General features: G+C 39.8%; 14 protein-coding genes. 3 read left to right on the top strand and 11 right to left on the bottom strand.

Annotated elements, in window-relative coordinates:
• Nucleotides 1-35 precede the first annotated feature (35 nt).
• Together B7721_RS01425 and B7721_RS01420 are read right to left on the bottom strand one after the other, a co-directional pair.
• On the bottom strand, nt 36-698 hold the full coding sequence (locus B7721_RS01425; RefSeq protein WP_084877161.1) for a ComF family protein: 663 nt from the start codon (nt 696-698) through the stop codon (nt 36-38).
• Nucleotides 695-1,993 (bottom strand): DEAD/DEAH box helicase, encoded by a 1,299-nt coding sequence (locus B7721_RS01420; RefSeq protein WP_084877159.1) that lies wholly within the window; start codon nt 1,991-1,993, stop codon nt 695-697. Before B7721_RS01420 ends, B7721_RS01425 begins: the two co-directional genes overlap by 4 nt.
• A gap of 56 nt (nt 1,994-2,049) precedes the next feature.
• On the opposite strand from B7721_RS01420, the gene B7721_RS01415 reads away from it, so the two are divergent.
• From B7721_RS01415 to cysK, 3 genes are all read left to right on the top strand, one after another.
• Nucleotides 2,050-2,685 carry a YigZ family protein gene (locus B7721_RS01415; protein WP_084877158.1) on the top strand — a complete coding sequence of 212 codons (636 nt, stop codon included), beginning with the start codon at nt 2,050-2,052 and terminating at the stop codon, nt 2,683-2,685.
• Nucleotides 2,686-2,700: 15 nt separating this feature from the next.
• On the top strand, nt 2,701-3,144 hold the full coding sequence (locus tag B7721_RS01410) for a PH domain-containing protein (protein ID WP_084877156.1): 444 nt from the start codon (nt 2,701-2,703) through the stop codon (nt 3,142-3,144).
• 96 nt (nt 3,145-3,240) lie between these two features.
• Entirely contained in the window at nt 3,241-4,167 is a 927-nt protein-coding gene (gene cysK / locus B7721_RS01405) for a cysteine synthase A (RefSeq protein ID WP_084877154.1), read from the top strand.
• Between the two features lie 88 nt (nt 4,168-4,255).
• Here cysK and tsf read toward each other — a convergent pair whose 3' ends face one another.
• The 9 genes from tsf to pgsA form a co-directional block, all read right to left on the bottom strand.
• Nucleotides 4,256-5,296, bottom strand: coding sequence for a translation elongation factor Ts (tsf, locus tag B7721_RS01400; protein WP_084877152.1), 1,041 nt, complete (start codon nt 5,294-5,296; stop codon nt 4,256-4,258).
• Nucleotides 5,297-5,374: 78 nt separating this feature from the next.
• On the bottom strand, nt 5,375-6,154 hold the full coding sequence (rpsB, locus tag B7721_RS01395; RefSeq protein ID WP_084877151.1) for a 30S ribosomal protein S2: 780 nt from the start codon (nt 6,152-6,154) through the stop codon (nt 5,375-5,377).
• A 221-nt stretch (nt 6,155-6,375) separates the two neighbouring features.
• Entirely contained in the window at nt 6,376-7,584 is a 1,209-nt protein-coding gene (pcsB, locus tag B7721_RS01390) for a peptidoglycan hydrolase PcsB (RefSeq protein ID WP_084877149.1), read from the bottom strand.
• A 93-nt stretch (nt 7,585-7,677) separates the two neighbouring features.
• Entirely contained in the window at nt 7,678-8,172 is a 495-nt protein-coding gene (gene mreD / locus B7721_RS01385) for a rod shape-determining protein MreD (RefSeq protein WP_084877148.1), read from the bottom strand.
• Nucleotides 8,173-8,174: 2 nt separating this feature from the next.
• The gene (gene mreC / locus B7721_RS01380; RefSeq protein WP_084877146.1) at nt 8,175-8,990 is read right to left on the bottom strand and encodes a rod shape-determining protein MreC; all 816 of its coding nucleotides are present in this window, start codon (nt 8,988-8,990) and stop codon (nt 8,175-8,177) included.
• 60 nt (nt 8,991-9,050) lie between these two features.
• On the bottom strand, nt 9,051-9,845 hold the full coding sequence (locus B7721_RS01375; RefSeq protein ID WP_084877144.1) for an energy-coupling factor transporter transmembrane component T family protein: 795 nt from the start codon (nt 9,843-9,845) through the stop codon (nt 9,051-9,053).
• Nucleotides 9,838-10,677 carry an energy-coupling factor transporter ATPase gene (locus B7721_RS01370; protein WP_049501299.1) on the bottom strand — a complete coding sequence of 280 codons (840 nt, stop codon included), beginning with the start codon at nt 10,675-10,677 and terminating at the stop codon, nt 9,838-9,840. The genes B7721_RS01375 and B7721_RS01370 overlap by 8 nt, the downstream gene beginning before the upstream one ends.
• Nucleotides 10,662-11,489: an energy-coupling factor ABC transporter ATP-binding protein gene (locus B7721_RS01365; RefSeq protein ID WP_000835733.1), complete on the bottom strand. Its 828-nt coding sequence runs from the start codon at nt 11,487-11,489 to the stop codon at nt 10,662-10,664. Before B7721_RS01365 ends, B7721_RS01370 begins: the two co-directional genes overlap by 16 nt.
• Nucleotides 11,486-12,031 carry a CDP-diacylglycerol--glycerol-3-phosphate 3-phosphatidyltransferase gene (pgsA, locus tag B7721_RS01360; RefSeq protein ID WP_000712149.1) on the bottom strand — a complete coding sequence of 182 codons (546 nt, stop codon included), beginning with the start codon at nt 12,029-12,031 and terminating at the stop codon, nt 11,486-11,488. Before pgsA ends, B7721_RS01365 begins: the two co-directional genes overlap by 4 nt.
• Nucleotide 12,032 lies beyond the last annotated feature (1 nt).

Raw genomic sequence — 12,032 nt, 5'->3', positions numbered from 1 at the left:
ATAACGCTTTCATTTTCATTTTGCAAATTTTTTCCTCATCTTACAAGGGAAAAAGTTTTAACTTCCAAAGCACCTGCTTCTGCCAAAAGTCGTTTCACACGATTCACAGTTGCCCCTGTTGTATAGATGTCATCAATCAGCAAAATCTTCTTAGGAAGTGAGATTCCATCTTTAATAAAAAATGGAATTTCAGTAGCCAACCTTTCTAAACGGCTTTTAGAAGAACTAGCACTCTCTTCTCTTTTTCCTAATATATCTTTAAAAGAAAAGCCTGCTGCCTCAACTAAACCCTCGACTTGGTTAAACCCCCTCTCAAGCAATCTTCCAGGACTTAGGGGAATTACAACAAATTGATAACCTCTATACTTTTTCAGCTCCTCAGCAAGAACAGAAGCAAAAACTTTTCTAAGCAAAAAATCGCCATCAAACTTATATCGACTGAAAAAGTCTTTCATAGCTTGATTATAGGTAAAGATTGCCTTATGATCAACCCGAATTCCTTCTTTACACCAAAGTTTACAATCTTGACACTTAATTGACATATCTGTTTTCATACAGTTTGGGCAATAATTCTCACCAATCCTCTCAAAACTAGAAGCACAAGCTGAGCAAAGATAACTGCAGTCATCCTTCAAAAGGAAGAGACTGCTAAAAGTCAGCTCACTCTTTGTAGTCTGGCCACATAGTAAACAGTTCATAATCTCGCCTCCTTGTTCATCTGCTTTATTTCCTTGATTGCTTTTTTTATGGAAACATTTAATCCATCATGAAAGAAGAGCAGTTCACCAGTCGGTCTATCCATACTCCGCCCAACTCTCCCTCCAATCTGAATCAAACTAGACTTGGTAAAGAGACGATGATTAGCTTCTACAACGAAAACATCCACACAAGGGAAGGTGACCCCACGCTCCAAGATTGTCGTACTAATAAGGATTGTCAACTCTCCATCTCGAAAAGCTTGTACCTGCTCTAATCGATTTTCTGTGATAGAGGACACAAAGCCGATGTTTTCATTTGGAAACTGTTCCTGCAAGAGTTCTTTTAGTTTCTCGCCTTTCTTAATCTCAGATGCAAAGATCAACAACGGATAACCTGTTCTTCTCTGCTTCTTAATGTAGGACTTTAACTTTGGAGATAACTGACTCTTTTCTATATAGCGATTAAAATCTGATAACCAAACTGGCTTTGGAATAATCAATGGATTTCCATGAAATCGTCTTGGCAAGCTCAGTCGTTTTAATTCTCCAGTGCGAACCTTTTTATCTAACTCATCTGTAGAGGTCGCTGTAAGAAATATCCTTAGCCCCTCCTCCTTTACACATTGGTTTACAGCATAGTAAAGAACAGAGTTGTCAACATAAGGAAAGGCATCTACTTCATCCACTATCAGCAAGTCAAAAGCATGATAAAATTTTAACAGCTGATGAGTCGTTGCAACAACTAGTGGTGTTCGAAAATAAGGTTCTGACTCACCATGAAGTAGTGCTATCTCACAAGCAAAGTCATTCTGCAGTCGTTTATACAGCTCCAAACACACATCAATTCGAGGGCTGGCTAAACAAACTGCACCACCTTCATCAATCACTTTAGCCACAACTTGATAAATCATCTCTGTCTTTCCAGCTCCTGTTACAGCGTGAACCAAGATTGGCTCTTGCTTGTCCATCGCTTGAAGCAGTCCCTCTGACACTTTTTCTTGAAAAGGTGTTAACTGACCACGCCATTTGAGGGCGTCTTGCTTAGGAAAATCCTCCTGCGGAAAATAGTATAAAGCTTGATCACTCCTGACTATCTTCATAAATAAACACTCCCTACAATAGTAAGCGCCTATAGGCAAATACCATTCTTCTAGAATCGAACTATTACAACGTTGACAAAACAGTTTCCCCTTCTCTTTTCTCATTGCTGGCAGTTTCACCGCCATCTGACATTCTTCTTTTGTTAATTCTTTCTCAGTAAACAAGCGACCGAGGTAATTTGGATTTACTTTCATACTTTAATATTCGTAAAAATCTAGCACTTTAGAGTTTTTTTTAGTACAATTGAATCATGGAATTTAGAACAATTAAAGAGGATGGGCAGGTCCAAGAAGAAATCAAAAAATCCCGATTTATCTGTCATGTCAAGCGTGTTTATAGCGAAGAAGAGGCTCGTGACTTCATCACTACCATCAAAAAAGAACACTACAAAGCCACCCATAACTGCTCTGCTTTTATTGTAGGGGAACGCAGTGAAATCAAACGTACGAGTGATGATGGCGAACCTAGTGGTACTGCTGGAGTCCCTATGCTTGGCGTCTTAGAAAATCATAATCTTACTAATGTCTGCGTAGTAGTTACTCGTTACTTTGGTGGAATTAAGTTAGGCGCTGGAGGTTTGATTCGTGCTTACGCAGGAAGTGTAGCCTTGGCTGTCAAAGAAATAGGCATTATTGAAATCAAAGAGCAAGCTGGCATAGCCATTCAGATGTCTTACGCTCAATACCAAGAGTATGGTAATTTCCTTAAAGAACATAATCTCATGGAACTCGAGACAAACTTTACAGATCAAATCGATACCATAATTTATGTTGATAAGGAAGAGAAAGAAAATATCAAGGCTGCTCTTGTTGAGTTCTTTAATGGAAAAATCACTTTAACTGATCAAGGTTTACGAGAAATTGAAGTCCCTGTAAACTTAGTGTAAACAAAGGAGAAATACATGGCGTTTGGGAAATTTATTCAAGGACTTGCTGGTAACTTCAGCGAGCAAAACAAAGAAGCTCTTATCAAAGAATATGGTCAATACCTACTAGAGAATGAAGAAATCCAAAGTGGATATAAGCTCATTCGTGACGCAATCATCTTTACAAATATTCGTATCATATTTACAGATAAGCAAGGCGCTACTGGTCGCAAGATGTCTGTTAAGTCACTCTTTTTGATGAACATTGTAAACGTTGAAATGGAAACTGCTGGAGCAGGTATAGATGATAGTGAGATTACGATCACTTATTTAGAAAATGTCTTTCTAAAAGCACATAATGAGCATCTGAGTTTCTATAAATTTGAATTCCCCAAAAAAACAGACATCCTCCCTCTTTACACCTATTTATTAGAATTGGCTTATCACAATCGATTAAAAATTAATGGCTTAGACCTTTGATATAAAAAAATCCTATCACTTTGATAGGATTTCTATATTTTACAAATAGCCTTAAGCGCGTTATACTAGTATCATCTTATACAAAGAGGTATATCTATGGCTATTTATAACAATATCACTGAACTAATCGGACAAACACCGATTGTTAAACTTAACAACATTGTTCCAGAGGGTGCTGCAGACGTCTATGTTAAACTAGAAGCTTTTAACCCTGGATCGTCAGTAAAAGACCGCATTGCCCTTAGCATGATTGAAAAGGCGGAACAAGATGGTATTCTAAAACCGGGTGCTACCATTGTTGAAGCAACGAGTGGAAACACTGGTATCGGTCTTTCATGGGTCGGTGCTGCTAAAGGATATAAAGTTGTTATCGTCATGCCTGAAACGATGAGTGTGGAACGCCGTAAAATTATCCAAGCCTATGGTGCTGAACTCGTCCTCACTCCTGGTAGCGAAGGAATGAAAGGGGCCATTGCCAAAGCTCAGGAAATCGCCGCTGAACGTGACGGCTTCCTTCCACTCCAATTTAATAATCCAGCTAATCCAGAAGTACACGAAAGAACAACAGGAGCTGAAATACTGGCTGCTTTCGGTTCTGATGGTTTAGATGCTTTTGTGGGTGGTGTTGGTACTGGTGGAACGATCTCAGGTGTCTCTCACGCTCTTAAAGCAGCAAATTCAAACATTCAAGTTTATGCAGTTGAGGCAGACGAGTCAGCTATCTTGTCTGGTGAAAAACCAGGACCTCACAAAATTCAAGGTATCTCAGCTGGATTTATTCCTGATACACTTGATACAAAAGCCTATGACGGTATCGTCCGTGTAACATCAGATGATGCTCTTGCACTTGGCCGTGAAATCGGCGGAAAAGAAGGCTTCCTTGTTGGGATTTCCTCTGCCGCAGCGATTTACGGTGCAATTGAAGTTGCTAAGAAATTAGGTACAGGTAAGAAAGTCCTTGCTTTAGCACCAGATAACGGCGAACGTTATCTGTCTACAGCACTCTATGAATTTGAAGTGTAGTCTCCTAAATGCACTTAGCCCTTTTAAAGGGCTTTTTATTTACTCGCTCTAAAATAAAAAAAGGAAGCAAATTGCTTCCTTTTCATTATTAGTTATTCAAGGCTGCTGCCATTGTAGCTGCAACTTCTGCTTCAAAGTCGTTTGCAGCTTTCTCGATACCTTCACCAACTTCAAAGCGAGCGAACTCAACTACTGAAGCATTTACTGATTCAAGGTAAGCTTCAACTGTCTTGCTGTCATCCATGATGTATACTTGTGCAAGAAGTGTGTATGCTTGGTCAACTTTAGTGTTGTCAAGCATGAAGCGGTCCATTTTACCTGGGATGATTTTGTCCCAGATTTTTTCTGGTTTGCCTTCTGCAGCCAACTCAGCTTTGATATCAGCTTCAGCTTGAGCAATCACTTCATCAGTCAATTGTGCTTTTGATCCATACTTCAAGTGTGGAAGAGCTGGTTTACCAACCATTGCACGGCTTTCGTTATCTTGGTCGATTACGTGGTTCAATTGTGCCAACTCATCTTTAACGAATTGCTCATCCAATTCTTTGTAAGAAAGAACTGTTGGTTTCATCGCAGCAATGTGCATTGAGATTTGTTTAGCAAGCGCTTCGTCTCCACCTTCAATAACAGAAATAACACCGATACGGCCACCATTGTGTTGGTATGCTCCAAAGTGTTGTGCATCTGTTTTTTCAAGCAAAGCAAAACGACGGAATGAGATTTTTTCACCGATTGTAGCTGTTGCAGATACATATGCAGCTTCAAGAGTTTCACCTGAAGGCATTGTCAAAGCAAGTGCTTCTTCGTTGTTAGCTGGTTTACCTTCAGCGATTACTTTAGCTGTAGCATTTACCAACTCAACGAATTGAGCGTTTTTCGCAACGAAGTCAGTTTCAGCATTTACTTCAACTACTGCTGCAACGTTACCGTTAACAAATACACCAGTCAAACCTTCAGCTGCAACACGGTCAGCTTTCTTAGCTGCTTTCGCCATACCTTTTTCACGAAGCAATTCAATCGCTTTTTCGATATCACCGTCTGTTTCTACAAGCGCTTTTTTAGCGTCCATAACACCGGCACCAGATTTTTCACGCAACTCTTTTACAAGTTTAGCTGTAATTTCTGCCATTTTGATTCTCCTATATTTTTTAAAAATAGGAGAGCTGGGCTAGGCCCCGCCCTCCTAGGTAATTACTATTTATATGAATTAAGCGTTGTCGCCTTCTACAACTTCAACGATTTCTTCGATTGAGTCTGCTTGAGCTTCTGAAGCTGCAAATTCTGCTTCAACTGCTGCTGCATCTTCACCTTGACGTCCTTCGATGATAGCATCAGCCAATTTAGCAGTGACCAATTTAACCGCGCGGATAGCGTCATCGTTAGCTGGGATGATTACATCGATATCATCTGGATCAGTATTTGTGTCAACCATCGCTACAACTGGGATACCCAATTTTTTAGCTTCTTTAACAGCGATTTGCTCTTTATGTGGGTCAACTACGTACATTACATCTGGGATACGAGGCATGTCTTCGATACCACCCAAGAATTTTTCAAGACGTGCACGTTGTTTGTTAAGAAGTGCAACTTCTTTCTTAGGAAGAACGTCGAAGATTCCTTCTTCTTCCATACGTTTGATTTCTTTCAAACGAGCAATACGTTTTTGGATAGTTCCCCAGTTAGTAAGAGTTCCACCCAACCAACGGTGGTTGATGTAGTATTGACCTGAACGCTCTGCTTCTTCTTTAACAGCGTCAGCAGCTTGTTTCTTAGTACCAACAAACAATACAACTGCATCGTTAGCTGCTGCATCACGCATAAAGTCGTAAGCTTGGTCAGCGTATTTTACAGTTTGTTGCAAGTCGATAACGTGGATTCCGTTACGCTCAGTAAAGATGTACTTAGCCATCTTAGGGTTCCAGCGACGAGTTTGGTGACCAAAGTGTACACCAGCCTCAAGAAGTTGTTTCATTGAAATTACTGCCATGAGTATTTCTCCTTTTTGTTTTTTCCTCTCCTCGATTTCAACTTGCAAAACGACCCGAGGGCAACAGTTTCACAATTCATCAAGAATGAGTATTATCGTTTACACGACAATTTTCATTCTACCACATTTTATCAATATTTTCAAGTGTTTTTACTAGTTTTTGGTCTAACTTAAAACTAAAAAAGAAAAGAGACTCAAATCGAGCCTCTTTATTTGGTTCATTAGTTTGGATAGATGTATGTTACGTAACCTTCAGAAGTTGTAGTTGGGTTGAACCATCCACGTTTGTTTCCGATTGTACGATCTCCACCGTAGTTTGATTCTGATACTTGGATACGAGATGATGATGAAACTGCTGTAACAACCGCTACGTGTCCATAACCACCATCATTCCAACATGCAATCGCACCAACTTGTGGAGTTGATCCAGTACGGAATCCTGCAGCTGCTGCACTTGTAGCCCACTGCGCTCCGTTCCCCCAGTAGTCTCCAGCCCAAGGTGCCAATGTCTTAGCTCCCCAAGTACATTCACCAGTTGGATAACTTGAAGCATTTGTACTGTATGTTGGACGCTGTCTAGTTGGAGTTGGAGCAGGTGCTGGAGTGTAGCTTGAATCATCATCTGATGAAGAGCTTGAAGTCGCTTGCACTTGATCTGAAAGTGTTGTATTTCCAGAAGCAACAACTGATTGTTGTTGACTTGTTTGACGTGCTTTATAAGCTGCTTCTGCTTCAGCTGCTGCTTTTGCTTCTGCCTCTGCTGCTGCTTTTTGTTCCAATAAAGTAGCTTTATCACTTTCTGCAGTAGCTTTCTCTGCAGCAAGGTTTAACTCAGCAACTTTCAACTCTGCTTGTTTTGTTGTCAATGCTTGTGCATCGTCAGCAAGCGTTTGTTGGTTCGCAATGACAGTGTTGATTGCTTCATTATTTGCAACCTGTTTTTCAGCGATAGATTTCTTATCAGCTTTCTGTTGTTCCAACATTTTGTTGTTAGCTGATACAATCTCGCTCATTGCTGCAACACGTGAAATAGCTTCTGTAATTGATTTTGAGTTTACAATTGTATTGATGTAGCTAGTTGCAGCACCGTTTGTTTGTGCGCTACGTGCTTGTTTCTCCAAAGATTCATTACGAGCAACAATGTTCTTAGAAAGCTCTGTAATTTCTCCTTCAAGTTTTTTAGATTCAGCTTGAAGTGTTTCATTTTCAGCTTGCAAGCTTGCTTGTTGTGTTTGAATAGCTGTAACTTGCGTTTGGATTTCATCTACTTCTTTTTGAGCTTCTTTTTGTTTAGCTGACAAGTCACTGATTTTACTATCTTGAGCAGCAATCTTTTCATCAGTTGTTTCAGCGTGGACAGTTGTCAATACCGCCGCTTGTGACACTAATACTGTACTTAATAAAAGTGACGCTAAGATTTTTTTCTTCATATTGTGTAGATACTCCTTCTATTTAAGACATTACTAGTATACCAAAAAAAGACATAATAAATATTACGCCTTTGTTACATTTTTATTTCTTTCTTATAGATAACACTTTTCAAAAATATATTGGAAAATAAGCATCCATAAAAAGTTTAAAATCATTGATGGGACAAGGCTATAGACGATGAAAACTGGCATGGAATCTACCGTAAATCCCATAGCAAGGGCAAGGAGATAGCTCCCCATATCAAATAGGAAACTCATCACAACTATTGTTAACATTCTTGTCCAACGGTTTAGCAAAATTACACTATTAAATTTATGGAGCGAAGCTCCTATCAAGATAAATAGAAGTGTTGCAATTCCTATCAAGTGGAAAAAATAAATATCGTACACCAAACCCGCTATACAGCAATAAGCTAGATAGAGATATTCTGAAACCTCAATTGTCTCAAACAAGAGAAATAAAAACAGAAAATGACTTGCTAAATGAAAGTGAGGGAAGAAGGATCCCGCTAATTGTCCAATATGTGCATCAATTAGTACGACAAAAGGGAGTAAAAAGAAAATACCAATTTGTTTTAACAGTCTCATTGCTAATTCCCCACTAACTCTACCACATGAAGATTTTTGGTGTCAGCACTTAACTTGACTGTTACTTCCTTTGTTAGATAATCACTGCTGTGTGTTGTAGCAACAACCTCTCCAACAGGGATATCCTTAACATTAAAGTTTCCGAGCCCCCCTGTAGTCACCTTGTCTCCCGCGCTAATGTCGCTGTTGCTGTTTAATTGACTAATTTTAAGCAGTTCAGATTCCTTATCATAACCAACGATAATCCCGTAAATTTCAGTAGAACCATGCAGGATTTTAACAGAAATTTTGTCTGAATTTTCGGTGTTTGTCAATAGATTGACCGTTGTTGAATGATCCTCCACCTTTGAAACACTACCAATCAAACCCCCGTTTGCAATGGCCAACATATTTTCAGAAGCTCCTTTTGAACTTCCCGCATCAATTGTTAACTCTTGTTTCCAAGATACTGGAGCTCGCATAATCACATCTGCTGCAATGGTTTTTGTAGCCTGCAATTTTGACTTCATATCCAGCAACTGACGTAGTTGTTCATTTTCATTTTTTAAACTTTCTGATTGATTAGATTCCACCTCTAGTTGATAGAGTTGTTTTTTTAGACTCTCATTTTCATTGTAAGTCTGCGTCAAATGTCCCAAATCCGATTTGAAAGTATCAAACCACTGAAAGGGTTTTTGAACAATTCTATCTACTAAGGAAATCCCATCTCCTAGTTTCATCACAATAGCGCTTGAATAGGTTGTCACTAATAGAACAGAAACTGCCAAAACTGTGACAAAAACGATGATTAGATATTTTGATTTTTTAAAACGGTTCATATTCCTACCTTTATACTAAAAACCTGCTACTGTGAGCTTCTTATCAATCCTACAAACCTGCTAAGATTTTAAGAAAAATAAGAAACATCCCAGCACCAAAATCACAAGAATTGCCAGTGTATCCTTTTGACTCCATCTCAACTGTCTATACTGACTTCTCCCCTTTCCTCCCTGATAACCACGCGCTTCCATGGCTATTGCCAATGAATCTGCACGCTTTAAGCTAGTCGCAAAAAGAGGAATTAAAATTGGAATCATAGCCTTTACTTTTTGAACGATGCTACCTTCGCCAAAGTCAACTCCACGAGCTTTTTGAGCATTCATAATTCGCGTTGTGTCATCCATCAAGGTTGGAACAAAACGCAAACTCATTGATAACATGAGACCAATTTCATGAACGGGAACTTTCACGCGTTTCAGCGGTGCTAAAAGAGCTTCAACTGCAGCTGCCAGACTCAAAGGCATGGTCGTTAAGGTTAGCAAGGTTGAAAAGAAAATAATCAACACAAAACGACAGAAAATGATTCCTGCTTGTTGCAAAGCATAATCCGTTATTCTTATAAAAGAAAACTCAAATAGGACATTTCCACTTGAAATGAAAAAGAGTTGAAAAAGAGTTGTAAAAGCAATCAAGAAGAACATGGATTTTAATCCCTGAACGAAAAATGAGAGGGAAACGCCCGATAATGCGATAAATATACCTGTCGCTACAAACAGAATGAGATTGGTGAGGGGATTATTGGCCCAAAATACAATCAAAATCAGCAGAATCATGGCAAGCAATTTACTACGTGGATCCAAGCGATGAATGATGGAATCCCCCGGTATATAACGCCCTAAAATCATACTATCCATTTAGCGACTCCTTAAACTCCTCTATCTTGATTGGCAGTTTTTTAAAAGCTACACCTCTATCTGCCAAACGTTTACAAAAGGCTGTGATTTTAGGCACACCTAACTGTACCTTTTCCATAGAGGCTACATCTTGAAAGACATCACTTGGTTTGCCACTTTTGACCAAACGCCCCTTTTCCATAACATAAACCTGATTAGCATATGCAGCTACATCATCCATCAAATGCGTTACCAGAACGATTGTCATTCCAGAAAGGTGGAGTTCTTTAAACAAGGTCATCAATTCTTTTCTGCCCAAAGGATCAAGCCCTGCTGTCGGCTCATCCAAAACCAAAACAGTTGGCTCCATCGCTAGCATACCTGCTATAGCCACACGTCTCATCTGGCCACCCGAAAGTTCAAACGGGCTACGCTCAAAGAGTGACTCATCGATGCCTACCAAGGCTAACTTTTCACGCGCAATTTTCTTGGCCTCTTCCTCAGAAACTCCAAAATTTTGCGGTCCAAATGCAACATCTTTCAAAACAGTCTCTTCGAAAATCTGATTTTCAGCAAATTGAAACACTAGACCAACCTGCTTTCGAATCTGACGAATTTCTTTATTGGTTGATGTAGGGGTAATGACGGTATCAAAAACTCGAACAGAACCCTTACTTGGTACCAATAGGCCATTTAAAAGCTGTAAAATCGTTGATTTCCCACTACCTGTGTGCCCTACTAAAGCTGTATAGGAACCATCCTCAATCGTCAAAGAAACATCAGTCAAGGCTGATGAAGATAGGGGAGTCCCCTCTTGATAGGTAAAGCTCACATTTTCTAGAGTAATTCCCATAACTTGTCCTCTAGCTCTCCTTCTGTCAAATAGCCATCCGGCAACTGATAACCAGTCTCTCTCAAAGATTCTCTCAATTGATTAGTAAAAGGCTCATCTAACCCTATCTGGTCAAGGTCATCCCGAGAAAAAAGTTCTCTTGGGCTGCTGGTTGACTCCACTTGGCCTTTTTTCATGACCAAGACACGGTCACTCATCGCAACTTCCTCTAAATCATGTGTAATGGAGACGACTGTCATCTGGTGGTCTTTTCGAATCTCTTGAACTGTCTGAATCAGTTCTCTGCGTCCCTCAGGATCCAACATACTTGTTGCCTCGTCCAAAATCAAAATAGCTGGCCTCAGGGCAACAACTCCCGCAATAGCCACCCGTTGTTTTTGTCCACCAGATAAACGAGCTGGTTCTCTCTTCTTAAAGTCCAGCATACCTACCAACTCCAAAGATTCAGCCACTCTCTTCTTCATTTCTTCACGAGGAAGTCCCTGGTTTTCTAAACCAAAGGCGACATCATCTTCAACAGTTGCCCCCACAAATTGGTTATCTGGATTTTGAAAAACCATACCAATTTGTCGACGCAAATCCCAAACATTCTCAGAGGACAGCAGTTGGCCATCTATCCAGATTTCCCCAGAGTCTGCTTCAAGCAATCCATCAATCAAACGGATAGTTGTCGATTTTCCACTCCCATTATGACCTACAATTGAAAGCCATTCTCCCCGTTTCACGTGAAACGAGACATTATTAACATCATAATGATCCTGGTCTTCCTTGTAACGAAAAGACAGATCTTTTACTTCAATAATCGATTTCATTTCGAACCAAATGTCCCTTTGAATACATGAGCGCTACCCTTGAAATAATCATAACCAGAGTAGATAGTGAAAAACAAAGCGATATAAAGCAACAGCTGACCAATTAAATTCCAATGTAAGAGCAAAAAGATAATGGCAAACATCTGGCTAAAGGTCTTGATTTTCCCTGGCATCGCTGCTGCTAGAACTGTCCCTCCCGTCTCAACAAGCAACAAACGCAAGCCTGTCACCGCAAGTTCACGACAGATGATAATAGCAACAACCCAAGCTGGAGCCATACCTAACTCAATCAACATGATAAAAGCTGACATAACCAACAGCTTATCGGCCATCGGATCAGCAAACTTTCCAAAGTTGCTAACTACATTCCATTTACGAGCAAGGTAACCATCAAGATAATCCGTTATACTAGCAACTGCAAAGATGATCGCTGCCAGCAAATGACTGCCTTGTGAATGGCCCAAAGTCAAAATAAGAATAAAGAGAGGTATAAAGAGAATTCTACCAATAGTTAATACATTAGGAATTTGTTCTTTTTTCATT

Origin of the sequence: Streptococcus oralis subsp. oralis (genome assembly GCF_002096445.1) — a bacterium.
In the GTDB taxonomy this organism is placed as follows: domain Bacteria; phylum Bacillota; class Bacilli; order Lactobacillales; family Streptococcaceae; genus Streptococcus; species Streptococcus oralis_N.
The sequence above is the reverse complement of the archived record's forward strand: the minus strand, read 5'-3'. Positions and strand labels throughout refer to the sequence as shown.